We start from the raw sequence: 23586 nt of genomic DNA, 5'->3' as shown, positions 1-23586 counted from the left end.
TCCGCGTGGGAGGGGTCAGTAGACCGTGAGAAGCAGGCCGAGCAGCGAGCCGTAAACCACGTGGGCCGCCACGGCCACCGCCGGCGTCTGGATTCCGTAGTTCAGGGCAAGCAAGCCCGGAGGCTCCAAGGCCGCGCGGCTGGACGGGCCGGCCCTGGTGGTCGCCATCCTTGGATGAATGCCCGGCACCAGGGGCAGAATGACGGTCAAAGCCACGGCAACGTGCAGGAGTCCCAGCAGGGCCCCGATCCACCACGTGGCCCTGCCCAGCAGCGCGAAGACCGCCGCATAGCCGAGAGCGAATACCTGCCCCGCAGCGAGGTGGATGAAGAAGCCGGCCACCCGCGCCTTGTCCGGGTCCGGGGTGACCAGCGTGCCAAGGACCAGGGGCAGATCCAGCCGCGTCCAGCCTGCCATCTGGGCGGCGATCATCACCACGGTCAGGGCCGCGGTGGCGAGCAGGCCGAAGAGTGCCCAGCCCTGCCAGTCCATCTCAACCGCCGCCCCGCGGCGTGCGGGTCGCTCGTGCTGTTTCCATGGCGCACCTTCTAAAACTATGTTCTCTAATTTTAGAGAGCGGGTGCTCGGGAATCAAGGGACGACGGCGGCGGCTGCTTGCCGCTTGGACGCGCCAGGGTGGCGCGCGCGGGCCGCAACCGCGGCTTCCAGCGCAAGGTGCGGCCGCCGTCGTCGTCCGGGTCTGCGGGCGGCTACTTCTTCGCCGAACGCGGCTTGGACGCCTTCGGCTCCTTGGGCGGCAGCCCCGCGACGTAGGCGTAGGCCTTCGCAACCCAGGCCTTTTCCCTGGCCTCGTCGCCCTCACCTTCGGCGTTCCAGATTTCAGGCAGTCCCGTATAGCCGCCCATCGGGCGCTCCTCCGGCCCAAACGGAACGGTCCGCTCGGCCGACTCCAGCTCGGCCCGGTCGGCCTCGGAGAGGCGCACGCCGATGGTGGAGCCAAAGAGGCCGGCGAACATGTTCCCGTTGACGAAGGCGCCGAGGTTGCCGAACATCGGCTTCACCACGACCTCGGGGTCCGATGGCATGACGGAGCGGAAGTGCTCCTTGTCCGCTTCTGACGGTTTGGGCATCTGCATGGCTACTTCTTCCGGATCGCGGGAGCCCGCGCAGGGCCCCGACTGCTTGCAGCTTCACCATATTGCTTTACCGCGGCACGGGGGAGGGGCGCCGATTAACCCGGTTCCGAAAACCCGTGTAGTGTGGAGACCGTTGTTGTGTTTGTATTTGGTAGTTCAGGCAGTACGCGCGGTCGAAAGTCCGCGTTCTTCTGAAGTAGCGGTTTTGAACACCCCACACCGGAGGACCCGAAAGTCGGGACTTTTCCTCCACCTTCACGAAGGACAAAAATAATGGCTACTGGCACCGTCAAATGGTTTAACGCTGAAAAGGGCTTCGGCTTCATTTCCCCCGATGACTCTTCACAGGACGTTTTCGCACACTACTCTGCGATCGCTTCCTCCGGCTTCCGCTCCCTCGAAGAGAACCAGAAGGTTTCCTTCGAAACCGAGCAGGGCCCCAAGGGTCCCCAGGCCGTCAACATCCAGGCTCTCTAATTTTCTAGAGATCCGGGACCGTTAGGTTTCGAGCAGGGCCCGTCATTCGACGGGCCCTGCTTTTTGTTAACCCGCGTGTGCTGGTTCATCGGTGGCGGGTAACGCCGGCCAACGGCACATCCGGTACCGTGTGGATAGCTCGAAACGACCTGGGCGACAAGCCTGGATCGAATTCTTCGTGGACTGGGGGAGTGCTGACGCCGTGAGTGATATGCAGCTACAGCTGGACGAACTAATGGCCAGAACAGCCGACATAATCGCCGACGCAGGGCACGAAGCCAGCAGGGATGACAGTGACGGCTCCTGGTACTTTGCCCCGAGCGGCGACAACTACAGGCACGTTCTGGTCCGTGATGGACTGTTTGTTCTTGGGCAGGTCGACCGCAGCAACCCCGAGTACGATGTTTTTGCCTCAGAGAATGTCCGCGATATGGAGCTGTTTATCGTCTTCTGGCTCTGCAGCAGCTGGCGGTCGCAGCGAGGTCTTCCCAAGTTGTTAACAGTTCCCGTGCCGGTTACGGTCGACAAGGCAGCACCAGGATTCAGCCTGGAGCGGGGTTGCTCCGCGTGGGTGCTCAAGGAAACAGCCACCGGCGCTGAGCGGCGCTCTTCCAACGCGTCGGGGTTGGTTCACTTTTCCTATTACGTGAATCTGTCCCTGGAAGAACTGCATGCGGCGTGCATGCCACCTGAAGGGAAACCTCCCTTCTTCCCGTTGTCGGTGCATGGCGTTTCCGCCACGTAATATGCGGCTGGTCGGGGACGGGCCGTCCGCGAGCCGTGGTGATTTTTCGCGGGCGCGATTTCAGGGTTAGCCTTTCCATAAAGCCGCTCCGGGTGAATTGCTGGTCGGCGCGATGAAATGCACCGGGGGAAAAATGTCTCATGGGACCGTACTGACCAGCGCCCATATCACCGAGGGACTGAAAAAGCTCCAGGAACTGGCCTTCGCTGAGGGCGGGCCCGGCCATGGGGCCGAAATTCTGGTCTACTCCCGCATCATGTACATGCCGGTCGAGCAGGGCACCGCGGACAGCCGCACCGACGGCGTGTGGGGCTTTCCCGATTACGCCAGCGATTTCTCCCCCGAATTTCTGTCGCAATGGCTTAAGGAAGTCCGCCGGCTTTCCTACGTGCCGGGGCGGGGAACCTGGATCAGCTGCAGGGTCTACCTTTACCCCGATGCCGACGGCGTGCTGCAAGTCTCTGACCAAGAGTTCATCGAACCGCTCCACGACATGCCGACGCGGCGCAAGGAGCAATTCGGCCCGGCCGGGACGCTGGTAACCGACCTGCGTTACTTTCCCCGCACGGTGGACAACATCCCGTCATGGATGTGGGCCACGTTCCGGGAGGCCAAGGTGACGCCGCCCGTCTACAACGCCGGTCTCCGTGCTGTCGACTGGAACAACCGGCGGCGGCCTGTAACAGCCACCGGCACGGACTGGGACGCGGAGCCCGTCATCATCGACCGGTCGAAGGAGCCGCCGCTGATTGTCAGGGCCTGGCGGAAATTAAGTGCCGCTAGCCGCCCCGGCTGGGTGGGCGGAATGATGCTTGCCCTGCTGGCAATCGGCGGCCACGTCTTGAACTGGGCAGTCGCCAAGGAATCCCACCCGATGTTCGCACAGACTCCGGACCTCGCTCTGGCATATCTGGGCGCGGGGGTGGCGCTCAGCATCATTTTGCTGTCCGGTTGGGCCATGGGCGGTGGCGGGTTCCGATGCTTTCTGTTCATCGCCGGGACGCTTTATTTCGTGGTGGGCGATTTCGTGAACGGACTGCCGGGCCTGGCTTTCATCAAGCTCGGAACCATGGCCCTGTCCTTGGGAGCGGCGACATCGTTTCGAAGAAGGTATGGAATATGAGCGGGCTGCGCTATCTTGCCGCTTCCGTCCCACCGCGGATGGCGAGTGCCGGCTCAGTAGTGGCGCTTCCGGTTCTCGCCGTGCAGCAGATGAACGATGTCGCCGTGGGCGGCTTGCTGGTGGCTGCATCGCTGGGCCCGAGCGTTCTCGCCGCACCACTGGTGGGGGCGGCCCTGGACAGAACCCGCCGCCCCGGCGCATGGATCGCAGCCTCCGGGGTAATCACCGCCGTCGCTTTGGCGGTATCCGCCTTTATCGGCGAGATACCAGTCCCTGTTGCGCTGGCATTTCTGGTTGCCGCCGGAGCATCGGCGCCCTTTTACATGGGGGGCTTGTCAAGCTTCGTCGCCAATTCAATACCTGGCGGACGTCGGGCGTTCGCCTATGATGCCCTCTCCTACAACATCTCTGCCGTAGCTGGCCCCGCCGCCGTGGCCGGAATTGTGGCTTTCTTGCCAGCCAAGGCTGCCCTCATGGTGCTGGCAGTCAGTGCGGCCGTCGGTTCGGTGGCCGTCCGCACAGTCCGGCTTCACCCCCACACTCGTGCGGAAGTAACACCATGGCGGGCAGCCAAAGCGGCTCTCCGCCGGATCGTCCTGCACCGTCCGTTAGCGGTTGTGACTGCTGCCTCGACCCTGACCCAGCTTGGCCAAGGCGGCCTGGCCATCGCGGCCATTGCACTTTCGATCGAAAGGATCGGCTCGCCCGGTGAAGGTGCAGCCCTGGTGACATCCTTCGCCGCTGGCAGCCTCCTTGGTGCCCTCTACCAGACCGTGCGGCCTGCGCGCAGCAGGCCGCACGTCCTCATGATGGCAGGATTCCTTGCCACAGGGTTATTGACGATCAGCGCCGCGCTCGATATCGGAATAATGTGGACGGCCATGGCCATTGGCCTGTCCGGCGTCTTCACGGCCTCCAGTGTGGCCGCCATGCTCCACCTCCGCAATCAATTCAGCCCGCCGCACCTCAAATCCCAGATCTTCACAGTCACGGCAGGTTTCCGCGCCAGCGCATCTGCAGCCGGCGCAGCTTTGGCCGCCTCAGCGACAGGGTTCGGGGGCACAGCCGCAGTGGTCGCTGTGGGTCTGATCTGGGTAGTGTCGGCCGCGCTAATGGGCGCCTACCCAAAGGCCCCACAGGACGTCGAGTAGCCGCCCGGGCAGGATCCTGGGGATCCGGGACCGTAAAGTTTCGGGCAGGGACCGGTTCACACTACGCAGCCGTCCCTGCCGTCTACTGCCAGCTGGGGACGCTTGAGGCAGAATGGCCTCATGTGCGGCAGATACGTGATGTCCAGGGCCACCGGGGACCTTCTGAGCTACTTCGATGCCAAGGAAGTCGAGGGCTCTCCGCCCCCGCCGAGCTGGAACGTCGCGCCTACACAGGATGTGCCTATCGTGGCCGAACGTCTGGACGAAGGGAGCGTTGAACGGCATCTGCTCATTGCCCGTTGGGGCCTGGTGCCGTCCTGGGCAAAGGACATCAAGATCGGCAACAAGCTGATCAACGCCCGCAGCGAGTCCATCCTGGAGAAGCCGTCGTTCCGCAAAGCCGCTGTCAAGCGTCGTGCAGTGGTCCCTGCCGAAGGATATTTCGAGTGGCAGAAGACCGAGGACGGCAAGAAGATCCCCAACTATCTGTTCTCGGAGAAGGAGCCGCTGCTGGGCTTCGCCGGGCTGTACGAGTGGTGGGCGGATCCATCTCTACCCGAGGATGACCCGGGGCGCTGGCTGCTCAGCTGCACGGTGCTGACCACGACCACGCAGGACGCCCTGGGCCACGTCCACGACAGGTCACCAGTCATCATCCCTCGGGACCGCTTCGCTGAATGGCTCGACCCGGATCTGACCGACAAGAACGACATTCAACACCTGCTGGACTCCCTGCCGGAGCCGATCCTGACGCCCAGGGTTGTCAGTCCCCGGGTGAACAGCGTTCGGAACAACGGGCCAGAACTCATCGAGCCGGCCGAGTGAGCGCGTTCGAGACCTGCGGTGGAGGATGATGCCGAGGTGAAGGGTGTGGATGCGTGCAGAGGGCGTCTGAAGCGCGTCGGCACCGACGAATCGCCGGCGCCGAATTCACCATCCGGCCGGCGCTACTTCGGGCAGCGGAGCTCCGGATTGTAGGCTGCGAACATACCGTCGGGATTCTCGCGCCAGATCCATGCGTGCAGCGCGAAGGTGCCGGGGAACGGACCGTTCTCGAACTTTACGCCGGCAATTTGCGGCCTGGTCTTAGCCGTTGACAGGAACTCGATGGCAACCAGCTTGTACCGTCCCTGCTTGTTGGGCATGTAGACCAAGACCTCCGGCTTGCGGGCTTCGGTCTTGCCGTCAATCAGGGAATCCTTGGCGTAATGGAACCCCATGGCTCCAACACCCTTCTTTTCGACGCATTCGGTGACCTTCTTGTACCCGTCAGCTACCGCATTATCCAGCCAGCGGTAGTCGTCAGTTACGTCCCTCAGCGTCTTCACCAGTTTGCGCTGCTGGGAGGTCAACTCCCGGTCGTCATCGTCATCATCGTCCCAGCCCCCATGGGCGGCGGCGGTGCTGGGCATGAGTCCGGCGGCTAGGACCGCGGCGGCGAGCATGGACATGAGTCCTTTTTTCGTGCGATACATTTTCTTTCAACCCTCTGAGACCGCAATTTCTTCGGTAAGGGTACGAAGCAGCGGACCACAGCCCGGCCCACCTTCGCCAAGATGCCGGCGGACCCGCCAGGCCCGGCCGGTGAATGAGTGAGTGAATGAATAACCCGCTCGCGAGCATGATATTCAGCAGATTGGAGCGGCGCTTATATTATGCGCCTTCGCCCAAAAGCGGCACCAGACATAATTTAAAGAGCTGCCGGACTCGCGCCCTGACTGATTCTCGTTGGCTGAACGAGCGGCGCAAACGCAAGTCAAACTGAAACCTGCATTCATTTACTGCATCGACTGGACATATCTCACTGAATTCCCGAAGGTGAATAAGGTCTCCGGCGTCATCCGGCGTCGGAAAGATCCGACATTCCTGCTGGGGGAAACTATGGCCATTTTTGACCTAGGTGCCGACACGCTCCGAAACCTGAACAAGCAGACGACCCAAAGCCGGACCACGGCGAGCAGGCGCACAGTGCTCAAGGGACTGGCCGCGGGGGCCGTCCTCGGACCGGCTTCGGCCCTGACCGGCGGCGCCGCCCACGCCGCTGCCGGCTACCACCTCGCAGTGGTTGACCAGAACTCCAAGACGGTGCGGATCTACGACCGCAACGCGCAGCGGTGGAACGACGACGCCGTGATCTGGTCCTTCGAGGGCAAGGAACCCTGGCTCGGCAAGAAGTGGTGGACGGACCTGTCCGACGTCAAGATCCGCAAGACCCAGGCGCGGGGGCGGATCGCGCTTGTCTGCGCCTCCGGCGGGGCCGCCGGGATCGTCCAGATCAAGCGCGGCCAGCACACCGACTCGGACAACGACCTGATCTGGCAGGCCTACCCGGATGACAATCCGCACTCCATCGAGAGGATCCCGCACAACGGCTCGATCCTCACCGCCAGCTCGAAGGGCGGGAAGAACCTCCAGCTCTACTCCCCGAAGAACGCGGACAAGATCAACGACTTCAACAGCTATGAGAAGGTCAACTCCTGGAGCTTCCCCGGCGCCCACGGCATCCTCTGGGATCCGCGCACCAAGAACGAGGTTTCCCAGGGAGTGCTTGGGTGCTCGGTGACGGCAGGCTCGTGGGCTACAAGGTCAAGGGTTCCGGCCGGGACACCGACCTCGACGTCTGGCGCGAAGTGGTCATCGACCATCCCGGCGCCAAGATGGGCCACGACCTCCAGCCCGACTACACCAGTCCCGGCCACCTTCTGCTGACCGACGGCAAGGGCGTCTACCGCTACGACGTCAACAGAAACAGCAAGGTGATCGGCAAGCCGATCTGGGCCAGGGGGCCGGTCAAGTCCGTCGCCCGGCACCCCACCACCAAGGAGTACATCTGGGTGGTCGGGTCAGCCGACACCGGCGAGATGGGCACTCAGGTCAGCATCGGCAAGGACCTGGGGACGCCGCCCGACGAGCGCGGCTGGCCCGACGCGCGCTTCTACAAGGCGAGGATTTTCAACCCCGCCTACGAGTGACCAGAGGGCCAGCCGGCAGGCTATACCACCGGCCGGCCCAACTACCGGAGGGGCCTAGTGCAGCCCCATCGCGTTCCGCACTTCATCCAGGATGTGGTGCATGGCGTTCTCGGCCGCCGTGGCATCCCCGCCGGCCACGGCTGCGGCGACCTCCTCGTGGGCGTCGAGGGCTTCCGGGCGGGGCTTGAAGGGCATCAGTCCCTGCCGCGTCCGGCTGGTGAGCACCTCCGCCACCATCCCCTCGAGGGCCGTGAACATCTCGTTGCCGCAGCTCTGCAGCAGCAGACGGTGGAAGGCGATGTCGGCTTCGAGGAACCCCTGAAGCTCGCCGGCTTCGCCCAGCCGCCTCAGGTCGGCGGCCAGCGCCACGAGCTGGCTGCGTTCCGCGGCGCTGGCCCGGCGGGCGGCGCCGGCCGCGGCAATGGGTTCGACGGCGATGCGCAGTTCCGTCAGGCTGCTGTACTGCCGCTCCCGGTGGTCCGATGCGAGGCGCCACCGCACCAGCTTCGGATCAAAGACGTTCCACAGCTCCCGGCGCTGCACCACGATGCCCACGCGGCGCCGCGAATACACGAGGTTCATTGATTCCAGGACCTTCATCGTGTCGCGGGCGACCGTGCGTGATATCCCGTATTCCTGCTGCAGCCCCTCGAGGGTGAGGCGGCTTCCCGGCGGGAGTTTCCCGGCGGCGATGGCCACGCCAACAGCGTCCAGCACGCGTTCATGCATCGCGGGGGACCCGCCGTCGTTCGCGTCATCCGCGTTGTCTGCTGTCGCCGTCGACATGCTCCTGCCTTCCCTCTGCGCTGCAGCGCGCTCTCACAGCGTACCGGAAGACGACGTCAAAGGTATGACCTGTGACCCGCAAAGATAGTATCTTTAGTCTCAATTGGTGATACCTTATCTCCAACGCAGTTCGCACCGGGCTGCAGATTGAGCTTCTTCCACAAGCCAAAGACGTCTTCTTCGGAGGTAAACATGCAGTATCCAGCCACGCATCTGGTGGTCATGGGCGTTGCCGGTTCCGGCAAATCCACCATCGCCGCGGCCCTGTCCAAACAGCTTGGCTGGGCGTGCGCCGAGGCGGACGAGTTCCACCCGCAGTCCAACATCAACAAGATGAGCCAGGGCATCCCCCTGCAGGACGAGGACCGCTGGCCTTGGCTCCTCCAGATCCGGACCTGGATGACAGAACAGGCCAAGGCCGGCCACAGCACCGTGCTCACCTGCTCCGCCCTCAAGCGCAGCTACCGCCAGCTGCTGTCCGAGGCGGAAGGGCGCGTCCTCTTCATCCACCTGCACGGCGAGGCAGCCCTCATCAGCGAACGGATGCAGGGCCGCGAAGGCCACTTCATGCCGCCCACGCTGCTGCCCAGCCAGCTCGCCGCCTTGGAGCCGCTGAGCCCGGAGGAACTGGCGGATGGAAGCCTGCGGCTGGATATCTCCCGCTCCCCGGAGGAACTCATCGAGGCCATCGTGGCCGCACTCCAGCTGCCGTACGACCCGGAGCCGGAGTCCGACACGGGCTCAGGCCGGGCGCACTGCGCCCACTGAGCCAACTCTTCTCACATCCCACCCCCAGCATTTGTTTCAAAGGAGAACCATGACCATCGAAGGATGGACCCAAACACTGGGCGCAGGCCCCCTGCTGCTCATCGCGGCGGCCGCAATCGGCGTCCTGCTGTTCCTGATCATCAGGCTGCGCATGCACGCGCTGCTCGCACTGATACTGGTCAGCCTCGCCACGGCCTTCGCCACCGGCATTCCCGCCAACCAGGTGGTACCGGTGCTGATTGACGGCTTCGGGACCACCCTCGGAACTGTGGCACTCCTCGTTGGCCTCGGCGCCATGCTCGGCCGCATCGTCGAAACCAGCGGCGGCGCAAAGGTTCTGGCCGACTACCTGATCGGCATCTTCGGCGAAAAGCGCGCCCCGTTTGCCCTGGGCCTCGCATCCCTGATCTTCGGCTTCCCGATCTTCTTCGACGCCGGCCTCGTGGTGATGCTCCCGGTGGTCTTCGCCGTGGCCCACCGCCTGGGCGGGGGAGTGCTGCGCTACGGCCTGCCCGCCGCCGGCGCGTTCTCCGTGATGCACATCTTCCTGCCGCCGCACCCGGGCCCGGTATCGGCGTCGGCCTTCTTCGAGGCGAACGTCGGCCTGGTCACCATCGCCGGCCTGGTCACCGCCATCCCCACCTGGTACGTCACCGCCTACCTGTACGGCCTGTGGACCGGCAGGAAACTGGAGCTCCCGGTTCCCGAGTTGCTCGGCCACGCCAGCGCAGAAGCCGAGGCCCACCCGCCGCGGTTCCGCACTATCATCGGCCTGCTGCTCCTGCCGCTCGTCCTGATCTTCATCAACACCGGCCTCAACACCTTCGCCGCCTCCGGCGTGCTGCCCGAAAACGTCAGGAACGAACAGTGGTTCCAGCTGCTGCGCACCCTGGGTGAAACCCCCGTGGCGCTGCTGATCTCCGTCCTCGTGGCGATGTACGTCCTCGGCGCCCGCCGCGGCACCCACAACGGCGTCCTGGAGAAGCTGCTCGAATCCTCGCTGGGCCCGGTCTGCTCCGTCATCCTCATCACCGGCGCCGGCGGCATGTTCGGTGGAGTGCTGCGCACCTCCGGCATCGGCGACGCCCTGGCCGACGTCCTGGGCAACCTGGGCATCCCGCTCATCCTCGCCGGCTTCCTGATCTCCGCGATCCTGCGCATCGCCCAGGGTTCGGCCACTGTCGCCCTGACCACCACCGCGGGCCTCATCGCCCCGGCCGTCGCGACGGCGGGACTGAACGGCATGCAGATCGCCGCCCTGGTGATCGCCGTGGCCGCCGGCTCCGTGGTGGTCTCCCACGTGAACGACTCCGGATTCTGGCTGGTGGGCCGCTTCTTCGGCATGGACGTCAAGACAACCCTGAAGACCTGGACCGTCATGGAGACCCTGATCGGCACCATGGGCTTCGCCATCGCGGCCGCCATCTTCGGCCTCGCCGGGCTGGCGGGTTAGCGCCCTGTAGTTGAGTACGACGGCGGGTGCCGGCAGATATCTTGCCGGCACCCGCCGCCGTTCTCTGCTTTTAGGACAGTTTTGTCAGCCTCACAGCCGACTGGTCAGCTCCTTTGTGGATTGGGCATTGTCAACAATTTACGATCGTGCTACGTTGTCCTCCTAGATTGCACACGCCAGCACAAGGGCCCCGGAAGCGCGAGGATGCGCTTCCTGCGGGGGAGCCTCGTGCGGCCATGGAAGGGGACAATAATGAAAAACGACGCTGTGTGGCTCACCTGCGAAGACGACTGCTGGTACTGCACCGGGCCGGAGACGGACTAGGCCGGCACTGGGGATCGCAAAGTACTCAGGCGGTGTGAAGTTCCGATGAGAGCTGGGCCTTCGTTTTCGGCAGGAAGCGGTTGATGGCTGCCGCCGAGATGCCGGCCAACAGGGTCAACAGCACCCACGGGGCGGCCGCCGTCGCGGATGGTGTGTAGGCAAGTTCGTAAAGCGGGGCCAGGGACGTGTTGCCAAGGAGGACGGCCACCCCTCCCGCGCTGGCGAGTAAGCCATAGAAGGCTCCGGTAGGACGCCCGGCCGAATACTCGAGTACCAGTCCCATGGCAACCGGCGTCACGCACATGTGTCCGAGGGAAAGACCCGTTATGAGCAGAAGGGCCGGCAGGATGGGGAACCCGTCCGGCGGAGACAACACGGCCATGACGGCAAGGGAACCGAAACCTGCGGCTTGCAGGGCAAATCCCAGCGGCAGCGCAACCTTTGCTCCTGCCCGGCGCATGAGCCTCGCGATCGGCCACTGCAGGACGACGGTCAGGACAGATGCACAGGCGAATACCGTGGCCAGCGCGCCAATGCCGGCGCCGCTGCGCTGGAGTTCAACCGGCAACCCGAAATAGAGCTGGTTGTAGGCCAGGAGATTGACGCTGTAAAAGGCCGCAAACCAGATGAACTTTTTCTCGCCGAAGCAGGACCAAATGCCCGACGACGGTGCGGACTGTTCGGTGGGATCGGTGGGAGCCTTGGAGCTGGCGGGGCGCGTTTTAGGCAGGAAGCGCAGGAAGACCAGGGCCATCAGGGCAAAGACCCCTGCCCCTATCAGCAAGGCAGTGTCAAAGCCGGTATTGAGCAGAAGGGCACCCAGTAGCGGGCCGACAACTGCGCCTACTTCTCCAAAGACCACCAGCAAGGCAAAGAGGGTGGAGCCCTGGTTGCCTTTTGTGCTGCTGTTCGGCGCGGACTTGGAGCGGCTGGTGCCGCGCTGTGCAGCGGCCGCCACGAGGCTTTCCAGTGCCGGCGAGAACAGGGCGCCACCAACGCCGGTGACAACGGCGCCGAGCAGGAAGAGCGGGAAATCTTGGGCCAGGACCAGGAGCAGATATCCGGCGATCCGCACCAGGCATCCGGTGATCATCGCCCGGCGTGCTCCCCAGACGTCGGCGATGGCCCCGCCGAAAAGGAACAGCCCTTGCTGGGCAAAGGTGCGTGCGCCAAGCACAATCCCGATTGCCATGGCGCCCATGCCAAAGTCTTCCCGCATGGCCACTGCCAGGAACGGAACCACCGAGAAGAAGCCAATGTTGAAGATGAGCTGGCTTGCCAGCAGAAGCCGCGGTGAAGGTTCCACCCTTGCCGGGGCATCACCAGCACCGGTGGCTTCCGCGCGCGACTTGCGTGCCGCCGTCGATGTACTCATGTGTTGCTCCCGATTCTGCTGCCACGGGCTCGTCCGCCGGGCTGATTGATGCATTTTCCATGCAGGCTGAATAGCCAACAACCTAATGCTATCAAGAATCATTCGCAATAACTAGGCTTGCACTTAGAGGGCTTGCCCCTAGAGAGCCTTGAGCGCCTCCGCGAGTCGCGAGATGCCGAGTTCCGTCCGCTCGGGCGTTTGCGAGGCGAAGCACAGCCGCAGGGCGTTGCCGAACTGTCCAGTCACAGAAAACGCGCGCCCGGGGATGAACGCAACCCCATATTGGACACCCAGCTCAAAGAGTTTCGACGTGTCGACGTGTTCACCGAAGGTGAGCCACAGGAAGAATCCGCCCTGCGGATCCGTCCATGTCGCCTGACCGCCGAAGTGGCGCTCCAGCGACTCCTGCATTGCCCTCATCCGCCCGCGATATTCGCTGCGGAGCCGCTCCAGGTGCGGCTCAAGATCGCCGCGGCGAAGGAACTCGGCCGACAGGAGCTGATTGGGCACGTTCGTGCAGGTGTCCATCGTCTGTTTTGCATCAATGAGCTTCGCCACGATGGCGGGATCTGCGTCCACCCAGCCGACGCGCAACCCGGGGGCGAGGATCTTGGAAAAAGTGCGGACGGAGAAGACGAGCGGGTCCCCGCCGCCCAGCTCGCGGAATCCCGGGATGTGCGCGCCGTCGAAACGCAACATGCCATAGGGGTCGTCATCGATAATGATGCTGCCCCATTCCCTGGCCAGGGTCAGCAGAAGCAGCCGGCGCTCCAGGGACATTGCCGTCCCGGTAGGGTTCTGAAAGTTTGGAATAACGTAGATGGCCTTGGGCAGGCGCCCGGCCTTTTGGACCAGCTCCGGCAATGCCTCAACAATCAGGCCGTCGTCGTCAATGGGTGCCTCCATGATGTCCGCACCATAAGCCAGGAGCGTGGCACTGCCGTTGGTGTAGGTCGGTGCCTCGACCAGCACAAGGTCGCCGGGATCAACAAACAGCTTGCCCGCGAGGTCCAGCCCCTGCATTCCGCCGCTCGTGATGAGCAGCCGTTCGGGAGTCGTGCGTTCGGGCGTGGTTTCCAGGTATGCAAGGAGTGCATCGCGGAGTGCATTTTCGCCCTCGGTGGCCCCGTATGCGAAAGCTCCGGCCCCGACGTCGGCGAGAACGGAACCATAGATTTCGCTGAAAGCATCGGAGGGAACCGCTTCGGCAGCCGGGCTCCCCATCGCGAAGCTGACGATATCGTGTGTCTGCCGCTGCAGCAGGGACGTACTCGAATCGATGATTGAACCGACCAGCCCCTTGGTGCGGGCTGCCCACGGGAGGCTTACGGGACTGGTGGGCGCAATTGACACGATGCGTTCTCTCTCTCGGTAGGACTCAGCGCCGGAGGAGCAACGTCCTGTATCTATGGAAGTTTCCGTTAAAGCCTATCGTCGATTGTTGACAATTGCTAGGACGGAGGGGGACCATGGGACAGCACGTGTACGTACGGGGCGCAGCTTGGCCCGCACGGACTGTTACCGTTACGGCAGCGTGCCTTGCTTTGTCATGGCATAGTGGCGGTGAGGTCCTCAACGGCCGTTCCCAAATGCCGTCTGATGGCGTCCTGGAGTCCCTTTCTTTCTCCTGCTTCCAGCAGATCCAGGAGGGTCTGGTGTTCCTGGACCAGCACGTCCACCCGGGGGTAGGAGACTTCCAGGTTGAGGATGCACATTCTCGATTCGGCTGCCAGTGTCTCGTAAATCCGGATCAGGCGGGTGTTGCCAGTCCCTGCAACGAAGGAGATGTGGAATTGCATGTCCAATCTTGCAAGTGCCTGCCAGTCGGACGCGGCAACTTGCTTTGACATATCCTTGATGATTCCCTTGAGCACGTCGCAGGTGGCATTGATCCTCTCCGGTCCGGCGTCCATCAATATGGTTGCGGCGGCGGATTCCACCGCCTCGCGGACGGCGTAGATTTCCTTGACGTCATCCGTCGAGAGCTCCTTGACGAAGACGCCACGGTTGCGGTGGCTGACCAGGAGCCCCTCTTGGGACAAGCGCTGCAATGCTTCCCGGAGCGGGCCCCGGGACGTGCGCAGCTGGCTGGCCAGGGCAGATTCATTGATCTGCTGTCCCGGGCGGAAGACCCCCTGGACAATCTGTTCCCGCAGCTGATCGGCGATCAGCTGCGCCGTGGGCCTTCCCTCCAGAACAAACAGTCCTTCCACAGTGCTCATCGGGCCATACCTTCCGCTTCTGTCAGTACAAGTTTTGCTTTCCGGGGGAGCCGGGAGGTTGCGCGGGAGTATTTTTGCTCGAGCTTGGATTGCGGGTAGCTCAGCAGCAGGGTCATCACGAGGTACCAGAGGCTGGCGACGATCAGCAGCGGGATGGTTTCGTAGGTGCGGGCGTAGATGAGCTGGGCGCTTTGGAGCAGTTCGGCGACGCCGAGCACGCTGACCAGGGAGGTTTCCTTGAACATGCCGATGACCTGGTTGCCGGTCGCGGGGATGATCGAGGGCATGGCCTGGGGGATGATGACCTTGCGCATCTTCGTCGCGCCGCTCATGCCAAGGGAGTCGGCGGCCTCGATCTGGCCCTTGCCGACCGAGGAAAACCCGCCGCGGATGATCTCGGCCATGTAGGCGGCTTCGTTGAGCGTCAGGCCCACCAAGGCTGCCGTGATGGGCGCCATCAGGGTATTAATGTCGACGGCGGTGCCGATGTTGGTGAACGGGATGCCGATGCTCAGGTTCGGGTACAGCGCGGCGATGTTGAACCAGAAGATCAGCTGCACCAGGACGGGGGTGCCGCGGAACAGGGTGATGTAGACGCTGGCTGTGGCTGCAACCGGTTTGATGCGCGAGGACCTCATGATTGCTAGGGCCAAGCCAAGGAGCGTTCCGAGGGCCATACTCGCAACAGTCAGGAAGATGGTAAGCATCAGGCCACGAAGGATCGTTTCGTGGGTGAAGTACCGGGCGACCACGTGCCACTTGAAGTTCGGGTTCGTCGATACCGAGATCAGAATGCCCAAAGCCAATAGCCCACACACGATCCACGCGACGTATTCAAAGGTGCTCCGCCGCCGGAGCCTTGGCTTGAGCGAGGAGTCAATCCCACTTACAGCGGATTCCCCTTCAGGATGGATTAGTTTCTTCACGGCGTCCCTCTAGTTGAGCTTGGCTTCGGCAATGGCGGCCGATTGAGCCACAGGTGGCGAGTGACTACTTGTATTCCGCGAGCCGGCTCCTGATCGGTCCGCCCCTAACGTTCCTATGTAAATAATGCACCCGCCGGGATCGCAGATCATCGACAATTCACAGGAATTTTTTGCGTATTTTCATCAACGCCGGGCTTGTCACGTGGGACCGGGACACAGACGGGGCACTGGTGAGAGACGGAAGAGGTGGCCAGGTCCCTAGGACCTGGCCACCTCTTCAGTATGGATACTGCTCGAACACCGTAATTAGGCAGTGATCTCCCGGTCTTCCCTCGTTGCCGTGAGATCTTCAACGGCCTTTTGCAGGTGCCGCTTGACGGCCTGCTGCAGTCCCGTTCTGTTGCCAGCCTCCAACAGATCCAAAAGGTTCTGGTGTTCCTGGACCAGCACGTCCAGGCGGGGGTAGGAGACTTCCAGGTTGAGGATGCACATCCTTGATTCGGCGGCCAGAGTCTCGTAAATCCGGATCAGCCGGGTATTTCCCGTGCCAGAAACGAAGGAGGTGTGGAATTGCATGTCCAGTCGTGCAATCTCCTGCCAGTTTGACGCGGCAACCTGCTTTGCCATGTCCCTGATGACTTCCTTCAGCACCTGGCAGGTGTCTTGGATCTGCCCCTGCCCGGCATCCATTAACGTGTTGGACGCGGCCAGCTCCACGGACTCGCGGACCTCATAGATTTCCCTGATGTCGGCGGTGGAAAGTTCCGTGACGAAGACGCCACGGTTGCGGTGGCTGACCAGGAGCCCCTCCTGGCACAGGCGCTGCAGCGCTTCCCGGAGCGGGCCCCTGGATGTGCGCAGCTGGCTGGCCACGGCAGATTCGTTGATCTGCTGTCCCGGGCGGAAGGTCCCCTGGACTATCTGTTCGCGCAGCTGATCGGCGATCAGCTGCGCCGTGGGCCTTCCCTCCAGGACAAACAGTCCTTCTGGTACTGCCATTGTTCCCCCTCATTTCATTCTTCGGACTACTGCGTGCCCCGTTAGACCGCTATTGCGGTGTATTTGATCTCGAGGAATTCCTCGATGCCGACCTTGCCGCCTTCACGTCCCAGCCCCGACTGCTTGACCCCGCCAAAGGGTGCTGCCGGGTTGGAAACGATGCCGGTGTTGACGCCGACCATTCCCACTTCCAGTTCTGCGGAGAAACGCAGGGCCTTTTCCATGTTCTCAGTAAACACATACCCCACGAGGCCCCATTCGGTGTCATTGGCCAGGCGGATCACCTCGTCCTCGCTGTCGAACGCCGTGATCGCCGCGACGGGTCCGAAGATCTCGGTGTTCATCAGGTCCGCGGTCAGGGGCACGTCGGTCAGCACGGTGGGGGTGTAGAAGTAGCCGGGGCCCTCGGGCCGGTGTCCGCCGGTCAGGACGCGTGCGCCCTTGGACACGGCATCGGCGACCAGGCTTTCGACCTTGTCCAGGCCCTTTTGCTCGATCAGGGGCCCGACCTCGGTTCCCTCGAGCGCGCCGTCGCCGACCCGCAGTTCGGAGATCTTCTTGGCGAACTTCTCGCTGAACTCCGCCAGGACGGAGCGGTGCACGAAGAAACGGTTCGCGGCCGTGCAGGCCTCGCCCATGTTGCGCATCTTGGCCTTCATGGCCCCGTCGACGGCCTTTTCGATGTCCGCGTCGGCCAGCACGATGAACGGGGCGTTTCCACCCAGCTCCATCGAGGACCGCATGACATTCTCGGCCGCCTGGCGCAGCAGGATCTTGCCGACCCCGGTGGAGCCGGTGAAGCTGATCTTGCGCGCGATGCCGCTGCCGGTCCAGGTCCCCACGACGCTGGCTGCGTCCAGGGTGGTCACGACGTTCAGGACACCGTCCGGAAGGCCGGCCTGCCGGAAGATGTCCACCAGCGCCAGGGACGTCAGCGGCGTCAGTTCCGCGGGCTTGAAGACCATGGTGCAGCCCGCGGCCACGGCCGGGGCGATCTTGCGGGCACCCATCGCCAGCGGGAAGTTCCACGGCGTGACCAGCACACAGGGACCAACGGGTTCCCTGGTGATCATGATCTGGGTCTTGCCGTCCACCGAGGTGGTGTGGTCCCCGCCGATCCGGACGGCCTCTTCGGAGAACCAGCGGAGCATGTCGGCGCCGTAGGCCACCTCGCCCCTGGCCTCGGCCAGCGGCTTGCCCATCTCCGCGGTCATGATCGCGGCGAGCCGGTCCGTGTTGGCGATGACCAGCTCAAAGGCCCGGCGCAGGATGTCGGCCCGCTCCCGCGGCGTGGACTTGCCCCACTGCACCTGGGCACGCCCGGCGGTCTCGATGGCGGCCAGGGCGTCGTCCGGGCCGCCATCGGCCACCTGCGCGATGACCTCATGCGTGGCCGGGTTCTCGACCGCGAACGTGGCGCCGTTGCTGGCTGGCCGCCAGGCGCCGTCGATGAACAAATCCGTGTGAAGGGTGCTGGGGTCGAATGAGGGGCTCATGTCTAGCTTTCAGTGATCGTAGGGTGGGAATCTCGCCGGTGGTATGGATCTGCCGCCGGCGAATTCCGCGTCTGGTTTGTCTTTAGGAGGTGACTGCCTTGAGCGCCTGGCGGAACCTGGACAGGCCGCTCTGGATTTCCTCGCTGCTGACGTTGAGCGCCGGGATGACGCGGATGACATTGCCGTGTGGTCCGCAGGTGAGGAGGAGGAGTTCTTCCTTGATGGCTGCCTGCTGGACGGCGAGGGCGGTGGCGGCATCGGGGGTGTTGTCCGGTGCGGTGAATTCGATGGACTGCATCAAGCCGCGGCCACGGACGTCTCCGATTGCTGCGAAGTCGGTCTTGAAGGTTTCCAGGCCGGTGCGCAGTTCATCGCCGCGGACCAGGGCGTTGGTGACCAGGTTCTCGCGTTCGATGACGCCCAGGGTGGCGACGCCGGCGGCGGCGGCAACGGCGTTTCCGCCGTAGGTGCCGCCCTGGGAGCCGGGCCAGGCCTTGCCCATGAGCTCGGCCGAGGCGGCAATCGCGGAGATCGGGAAGCCGCTGGCAATGCCCTTCGCGGTGATGACGACGTCGGGGGTGATGCCTGCCCAGTCGTGTCCCCAGAACTTGCCGGTGCGTCCGACGCCGGCCTGGACCTCGTCCACGATGAGCACGATGCCGTGCTTATCGGCCCGTTCCCGCAGGCCCTGCAGGAAGGCAGGGGGAGTGGGGATGTACCCGCCGTCGCCCAAGACGGGTTCGATGATGAAGCCGGCGGTGTCACTGGGGCTGCTGATGCTGACCAGGAGGTGGTCCAGTTCCTTCAGCGCGAAAGCAACCGCTGTTGCTTCGTCCCAGCCGTAGCGGTAGGCGTGGGGGAAGGGGGAAATGTGCACCCCGCCCATCAGCGGAGAGAATCCGGAGCGGAACTTGGTGCCGGCCGTGGTCAGCGATGCCGCGCCGACGGTCCTGCCGTGGAAACCGCCCTGGAAGGAGATGATGTTGGGCCGTCCCGTGGCCATGCGTGCCAGGCGTACGGAGGCCTCCACGGCCTCGGACCCGGTCGTGGCATAGAAGACGCTGTCCAGCCCCGCCGGCAGGTAGTCGCCGAGCTTTTCCGTGAGCTCAAGCAAAGGCTTGTGCATCACGGTGGTGTACTGGGCATGAATAATCTTTCCCACCTGCTCGCGTGCTGCCGCTACGACGTCGGGGTGGCAGTGACCCGTGCTGGTCACACCGATCCCGGTGGTGAAATCCAAGTACTTCTTACCGTCGGTCGCATCGATCCAGCTTCCGAGCGCGGATTCAACGACGACAGGCGTGGCCTGCTTGAGGAGGGGACTGAGAGTTGCCATGGCTTCATACTTTCTGAGGGGTTGTCGATTGTCAACAATGGGCGATGCTGACTCGCTCAGTGTTTTTCTTGAATCCGTACGCTGGTCTTAAAACGTTGTGGCCGCACGAATTCGAGGCCGCCGAAGGAGCGCTTGCCCAAGGCCTCGCTTGCGGCAATCTCGCCAAAACCGGTGGCGTTTTTGAAGCCCCCTCCGGAGAAGCCGGTGGCGCAGTAGATCCTGCTGTTCTCGTTGAGCCGGCCCAGCAGGGGATGCCCGTCCTTGGTGAAGAGGTCCGGGAAGGCGTCGGAGCGGACGATGGTGGGGAACAGGCCGGGGAAGAACTCGGTGACGGTTTCGGTGGTCTCCGCGATTTCGGCTGGGCTGAGCTCCCTCGGTACTGAGTCCGCCGAGGGTGTGGGCGCGCCCCGTCCATCCAGCGTCGCCTTCACCGTCACGCCATCTACGCTCGGAGCGCCGTACATGGAGCGGTCGCCGGAGATCCTGATGAAGATGGGGAATTTCTCCGGGGCGAATTGTGCCGCATCCCTGGCGACGAACCAGGACAAGAAGACCCGCTTGGTCTGCGTTGCAGCCTTCAGGTAGTCGGGCATGAGCCGCTGTGACCAGCCGCCGGAGGAGACGATGACGTTCTCGAAAGTCCAGGACGTCTCCCCGGAGGTGACGACCACACCGTCCTCGGTTTCAGTGATGCTGTCGACGGGGGTGTTGGTATGGACTGTTGCCCCGTTGGCCTGGGCGGCTGCGACCGCGGCTGTGACCGCACGGTCGGTGCGCAGGGCCCCGGCGTGCGGGTCGTAGACGGCGATGTCGTCTTCGCGGAGGTTGTGCTGGGGGTAGCGTTCGGCCATCTCCTCGCGGCTCAGGACTTCGTGCTCGGCCCCGTTGGTCCGGGTGGTCTCCAGCAGAGCCGAGATGTAGGGACCGTCAGCGGTTCCGATCGAGAGCCCGCCGCAGCGGGTCAGGATGTCCTGGCCGGTTTCGGCTTCGAGTTCGGCCCACAGGGTCCGGGAACGCTCCAGGATGGGGTAATAAGCCGGGTTGCCGCGGTAGAGCATACGGAACAGTCGCGTATCACCGCCCACGGCGCTGCGGGCATGACCTGGAGTCTGGGCCTCGAACCCAACCACCGAGTCGGACAGGCGGGAGGCCTGCCACAGGGCCATGCTTCCGATACTGCCCAGGCCAATGATCGCGACTGTTCCGTCCATGCTTAGAGCACCATTTCCAGGAAGGCCTGGGTGCGGGGTTCCTTGGGGTTGGACAGGATTTCCCGGGCGTCGCCGCGTTCGACCACGTAGCCGTCATCCATGAAGATCAGGGAGTCCGCGACTTCGCGGGCGAAGCCCATTTCGTGGGTGACCACCACCATGGTCATGCCCTTCTTCGCCAGGTCCTGCATGACCATGAGCACCTCGCCGACCTTTTCGGGGTCCAGCGCGGAGGTGGGTTCATCAAACAGGATGATCTCGGGGTCCATCGCGAGGGACCGGGCGATCGCGACGCGCTGCTGCTGCCCGCCGGAGAGCTGTGCGGGGTAGTAGTCGCCGAACCCGGCCAGGCCGACACTGGCCAGCAGCTCGTGGGCCCGCTTGGCGGCTTCCTTCTTGTCGGCGCCCTTGACCAGCACCGGCCCGGACATGACGTTTTCCTGGGCCGTCATGTTGGGGAAGAGGTTGAACTGCTGGAAGACCATGCCGACCCTGGTGCGCTGCTCAGCGAGCTTCTTCCGGCTTACCGCGAGGTAAGCATGGTCCGTCTCGTAGTAGCCGAAGTCCTCGCCGTTGACCTTCAGGACTCCGGTGTCGACGGTCTCCAGGCCGTTGATGCAGCGCAGCAACGTGGATTTGCCGGAGCCGCTGGGGCCGATGATGCAGCAGATCTCTCCGCTGGCGATGTCCAGGTTGATGTCTTTCAGGACTGTCTTGTGTCCGAAGGACTTTCGGATTCCGCGGGCGTGAATGGTGCCGTCGTTGCTCATCGCAGGGTCCCTTCCGGTTCTGTCAGCACAACTTTTGCTTTCCGGGGGAGCCGGGAGGTTGCGCGGGAGTATTTTTGCTCGAGCTTGGACTGTGGGTAGCTCAGGAGCAGGGTCATCACGAGGTACCAGAGGCTGGCGACGATCAGCAGCGGGATGGTCTCGTAGGTGCGGGCGTAGATGAGCTGGGCGCTTTGGAGCAGCTCGGCGACGCCCAGCACGCTGACCAGAGACGTTTCTTTGAACATGCCGATGACCTGGTTGCCGGTCGCGGGGATGATCGAGGGCATGGCCTGGGGGATGATGACCTTGCGCATCTTCATCGCCCCGCTCATCCCGAGGGAGTCGGCGGCCTCGATCTGGCCCTTGCCGACCGAGGAGAACCCACCACGGATGATCTCGGCCATGTAGGCGGCCTCGTTCAGCGTCAGGCCGACCAGGGCCGCGGTGATGGGCGCCATCAGGGCGTTCACGTCGATCGCGGTGCCGATGTTGGTGAACGGGATCCCGATGGTCAGGTTCGGGTACAGCGCCGCAATGTTGAACCAGAAGATCAGCTGGACCAGCACCGGGGTGCCGCGGAACAGGGTGATGTAGACGTTGGCCGTGGCGGCAATCGGTTTGATGCTCGAGGACCTCATGATTGCCAGGGCCAGGCCGAGGAGCGTTCCCAGGGCCATGCTGGCAAGCGTGAGGAAGATGGTGAGCATCAGGCCACGGAGGATCGTTTCGTGGGTGAAGTACTGGGCGACAACACCCCACCTGAAGTTGGGGTTGGTCGATACCGAGATCAGGATGCCGATGCCGATGAGGCTGCAGAGCACCCAGGCGACGTATTCAAAGGTGCTGCGCCGCCGGAGCCGTGGTTTGAGATGCGACTCTTTCCCACTCATGGGGGTTTCACTTCTTTCGATCGTGGCCGGCTTCATAGACGGTGCCATTACTTGAGGTTGGCGGTGGTGATGGCTGCGCCGCTGAGGCCCCAGGTGTCAAGGGACTTCTTGTATTCCGGGCTGTCAAGGATGGACTGCACGGCCTTCTGCAGGGCCGGCGTCAGCGGCGAAGACTTCTTCAGGCCAATGGCATTGATGTGATCGGAGCGGGTATCCACCTGCGGGGTCAGAACCGTGAAGGTGTTCGGCTGCTGTTCGTTGGCCCAGACCAGTGCGGGGGTGTCGTAGAAGACGCCGTCCACACGCTTGGATGCCAGCTGCGTCAGGGCCTCCTGGACGTTGGGCAGTGTCACTCCGTTGATGGCCGGTTTGCCCTTTTCCTCGCAGGTCCACTTCGAGACGTTCGGCAGGTGCTTCAGCTGGGCGTTCGAGCCCTTGGTGACAGCAATGTTCTTACCGCACATGTCGTCATTGCTGATGTTCAGCGGGTTGCCATGGGCCACGGCCACCGACACTCCGCTGTTGAGGTAGGTCACCATGTCCATTACCTTCAGCCGTTCTTCCGTGGGGGACATGGTGGTGACGGTGAAGTCGTAGCGGCCGCCGTCGATGCCGGGGACGATCGTGTCAAACGCGGTGTTCTCGAACTTCAGCTTCAGGCCGAGCTTCTTGGCCACCAGCCGGGCGATGTCGGGGTTCAGGCCGATCGGGGTCACGTTGTCATCGGCCAGGAAGGTTGTCGGCGGGTAGTGCAGGTCCATGGCGACCGTCAGTTCGCCCTTGTCCTTGTAGGACTGCGGCAACAGCTTGACCGCGGCCGCGTCAGGCTGGATGCCCTCGGAGATGTCAGCGGTGTTCGACGTCTTGGACTTCGCATCCCCAGAGGCCGGGGTGCCTGTGGCAGCGCCGCCACAGGCAGTCAGGGCCAACAGGACAGCAAGCCCCGCAGCTGCGGTCTGTACTTTGTTGATGGTCTTCATGGTGGTTCCCTTCCTATGGTTTAAGCTGGATTGATCCGCCAAAACGAGTGCATATGGTGCAGATCGACCCGGCCGACATCCCGTGCCTTGGGGGTGCGATGCGGTGCCGACCTGTTGGTGCTTCATGCGGGGTGTGATCCATATCTCGTTCCGCATCTAAGCCAATGCAACCCCCTCAACTGCCGATTGTCAACAATTGACGACAAGAAATTTTGATGACCTCGCGAGCTGGGCAACCCAAGCGCAAACTGTTGACAATTTACAATTTGGCGTCCTACAGTCAACGTATCGGGCAGCAGATCCCTGCATGGCGGGACAAATCCACACGATCTGGGCATGCCTTGGAACCCGCAGAGGCTCGGCGCATCGGGCCTTCCGAACAACTTCGATGAACGGATGAATCATGGCAACGACTAACTCCCGACCGACGTACATCTCTTTTGATGTCTACGGCACGCTGATCAACTGGGATACTGATTCCACTA

At 63.3% G+C, this 23586-nt stretch carries 24 protein-coding genes; 9 read left to right on the top strand and 15 right to left on the bottom strand.

Annotated features, from left to right (window positions below; genetic code table 11):
- Positions 1-15: 15 nt before the first annotated feature.
- Both AC5RUM_RS16360 and AC5RUM_RS16355 read right to left on the bottom strand, forming a co-directional pair.
- Complete coding sequence (locus AC5RUM_RS16360; RefSeq protein WP_494035923.1) at positions 16-492, bottom strand: hypothetical protein; 477 nt, start codon at positions 490-492, stop codon at positions 16-18.
- 218 nt (positions 493-710) lie between these two features.
- The gene (locus tag AC5RUM_RS16355; protein ID WP_494035922.1) at positions 711-1097 is read right to left on the bottom strand and encodes a TfoX/Sxy family protein; all 387 of its coding nucleotides are present in this window, start codon (positions 1095-1097) and stop codon (positions 711-713) included.
- A 273-nt stretch (positions 1098-1370) separates the two neighbouring features.
- On the opposite strand from AC5RUM_RS16355, the gene AC5RUM_RS16350 reads away from it, so the two are divergent.
- The 5 genes from AC5RUM_RS16350 to AC5RUM_RS16330 all read left to right on the top strand — a co-directional run bounded on the left by AC5RUM_RS16350 (position 1371) and on the right by AC5RUM_RS16330 (position 5418).
- Positions 1371-1574, top strand: coding sequence for a cold-shock protein (locus AC5RUM_RS16350; protein ID WP_024365339.1), 204 nt, complete (start codon positions 1371-1373; stop codon positions 1572-1574).
- Positions 1575-1785: 211 nt separating this feature from the next.
- The gene (locus AC5RUM_RS16345) at positions 1786-2319 is read left to right on the top strand and encodes an Imm61 family immunity protein (RefSeq protein WP_494036076.1); all 534 of its coding nucleotides are present in this window, start codon (positions 1786-1788) and stop codon (positions 2317-2319) included.
- A 133-nt stretch (positions 2320-2452) separates the two neighbouring features.
- Positions 2453-3442, top strand: coding sequence for a hypothetical protein (locus AC5RUM_RS16340; protein ID WP_494035921.1), 990 nt, complete (start codon positions 2453-2455; stop codon positions 3440-3442).
- Positions 3439-4593 carry an MFS transporter gene (locus tag AC5RUM_RS16335; RefSeq protein WP_494035920.1) on the top strand — a complete coding sequence of 385 codons (1155 nt, stop codon included), beginning with the start codon at positions 3439-3441 and terminating at the stop codon, positions 4591-4593. Before AC5RUM_RS16340 ends, AC5RUM_RS16335 begins: the two co-directional genes overlap by 4 nt.
- A 120-nt stretch (positions 4594-4713) precedes the next feature.
- Positions 4714-5418 carry an SOS response-associated peptidase gene (locus tag AC5RUM_RS16330; protein WP_494035919.1) on the top strand — a complete coding sequence of 235 codons (705 nt, stop codon included), beginning with the start codon at positions 4714-4716 and terminating at the stop codon, positions 5416-5418.
- A gap of 122 nt (positions 5419-5540) precedes the next feature.
- Here the strand turns inward: AC5RUM_RS16330 and AC5RUM_RS16325 are convergent, their stop codons facing one another.
- Positions 5541-6044, bottom strand: a complete 504-nt coding sequence (locus AC5RUM_RS16325) for a hypothetical protein (RefSeq protein WP_494035918.1) — start codon at positions 6042-6044, stop codon at positions 5541-5543.
- 430 nt (positions 6045-6474) lie between these two features.
- On the opposite strand from AC5RUM_RS16325, the gene AC5RUM_RS16320 reads away from it, so the two are divergent.
- The gene (locus AC5RUM_RS16320) at positions 6475-7302 is read left to right on the top strand and encodes a DUF6528 family protein (protein ID WP_494035917.1); all 828 of its coding nucleotides are present in this window, start codon (positions 6475-6477) and stop codon (positions 7300-7302) included.
- Complete coding sequence (locus AC5RUM_RS16315; protein ID WP_494035916.1) at positions 7251-7565, top strand: hypothetical protein; 315 nt, start codon at positions 7251-7253, stop codon at positions 7563-7565. Before AC5RUM_RS16320 ends, AC5RUM_RS16315 begins: the two co-directional genes overlap by 52 nt.
- Before the next feature lie 54 nt (positions 7566-7619).
- Here AC5RUM_RS16315 and AC5RUM_RS16310 read toward each other — a convergent pair whose 3' ends face one another.
- Positions 7620-8351: a FadR/GntR family transcriptional regulator gene (locus AC5RUM_RS16310; RefSeq protein ID WP_494035915.1), complete on the bottom strand. Its 732-nt coding sequence runs from the start codon at positions 8349-8351 to the stop codon at positions 7620-7622.
- Positions 8352-8543: 192 nt separating this feature from the next.
- Between AC5RUM_RS16310 and AC5RUM_RS16305 the strand changes: the two genes are divergently transcribed.
- Entirely contained in the window at positions 8544-9119 is a 576-nt protein-coding gene (locus AC5RUM_RS16305) for a gluconokinase (RefSeq protein ID WP_494035914.1), read from the top strand.
- Between the two features lie 49 nt (positions 9120-9168).
- The gene (locus tag AC5RUM_RS16300; RefSeq protein ID WP_494035913.1) at positions 9169-10572 is read left to right on the top strand and encodes a GntP family permease; all 1404 of its coding nucleotides are present in this window, start codon (positions 9169-9171) and stop codon (positions 10570-10572) included.
- Between the two features lie 349 nt (positions 10573-10921).
- Here AC5RUM_RS16300 and AC5RUM_RS16295 read toward each other — a convergent pair whose 3' ends face one another.
- The 11 genes from AC5RUM_RS16295 to AC5RUM_RS16245 all read right to left on the bottom strand — a co-directional run bounded on the left by AC5RUM_RS16295 (position 10922) and on the right by AC5RUM_RS16245 (position 23101).
- Entirely contained in the window at positions 10922-12271 is a 1350-nt protein-coding gene (locus AC5RUM_RS16295) for an MFS transporter (protein ID WP_494035912.1), read from the bottom strand.
- A gap of 138 nt (positions 12272-12409) precedes the next feature.
- The gene (locus AC5RUM_RS16290) at positions 12410-13618 is read right to left on the bottom strand and encodes an aminotransferase-like domain-containing protein (protein ID WP_494036075.1); all 1209 of its coding nucleotides are present in this window, start codon (positions 13616-13618) and stop codon (positions 12410-12412) included.
- Between the two features lie 200 nt (positions 13619-13818).
- Positions 13819-14493: a GntR family transcriptional regulator gene (locus AC5RUM_RS16285; protein ID WP_494035911.1), complete on the bottom strand. Its 675-nt coding sequence runs from the start codon at positions 14491-14493 to the stop codon at positions 13819-13821.
- Positions 14490-15293: an amino acid ABC transporter permease gene (locus tag AC5RUM_RS16280; protein ID WP_494035910.1), complete on the bottom strand. Its 804-nt coding sequence runs from the start codon at positions 15291-15293 to the stop codon at positions 14490-14492. Before AC5RUM_RS16280 ends, AC5RUM_RS16285 begins: the two co-directional genes overlap by 4 nt.
- Before the next feature lie 432 nt (positions 15294-15725).
- Positions 15726-16418, bottom strand: coding sequence for a GntR family transcriptional regulator (locus tag AC5RUM_RS16275; protein ID WP_494035909.1), 693 nt, complete (start codon positions 16416-16418; stop codon positions 15726-15728).
- Positions 16419-16459: 41 nt separating this feature from the next.
- Positions 16460-17914, bottom strand: coding sequence for an NAD-dependent succinate-semialdehyde dehydrogenase (locus AC5RUM_RS16270; protein ID WP_494035908.1), 1455 nt, complete (start codon positions 17912-17914; stop codon positions 16460-16462).
- Positions 17915-17996: 82 nt separating this feature from the next.
- Positions 17997-19250: an aspartate aminotransferase family protein gene (locus AC5RUM_RS16265; protein WP_494035907.1), complete on the bottom strand. Its 1254-nt coding sequence runs from the start codon at positions 19248-19250 to the stop codon at positions 17997-17999.
- Between the two features lie 56 nt (positions 19251-19306).
- Complete coding sequence (gene solA, locus AC5RUM_RS16260) at positions 19307-20461, bottom strand: N-methyl-L-tryptophan oxidase (RefSeq protein ID WP_494035906.1); 1155 nt, start codon at positions 20459-20461, stop codon at positions 19307-19309.
- 2 nt (positions 20462-20463) lie between these two features.
- Complete coding sequence (locus tag AC5RUM_RS16255) at positions 20464-21231, bottom strand: amino acid ABC transporter ATP-binding protein (protein WP_494035905.1); 768 nt, start codon at positions 21229-21231, stop codon at positions 20464-20466.
- Positions 21228-22121: an amino acid ABC transporter permease gene (locus tag AC5RUM_RS16250; RefSeq protein ID WP_494035904.1), complete on the bottom strand. Its 894-nt coding sequence runs from the start codon at positions 22119-22121 to the stop codon at positions 21228-21230. The genes AC5RUM_RS16255 and AC5RUM_RS16250 overlap by 4 nt, the downstream gene beginning before the upstream one ends.
- Before the next feature lie 47 nt (positions 22122-22168).
- Positions 22169-23101, bottom strand: a complete 933-nt coding sequence (locus AC5RUM_RS16245; protein ID WP_494035903.1) for an ABC transporter substrate-binding protein — start codon at positions 23099-23101, stop codon at positions 22169-22171.
- Positions 23102-23586 lie beyond the last annotated feature (485 nt).

The organism is Arthrobacter sp. B2060, from assembly GCF_059090445.1.
This window is presented reverse-complemented; position numbering and strand designations above follow the sequence as displayed.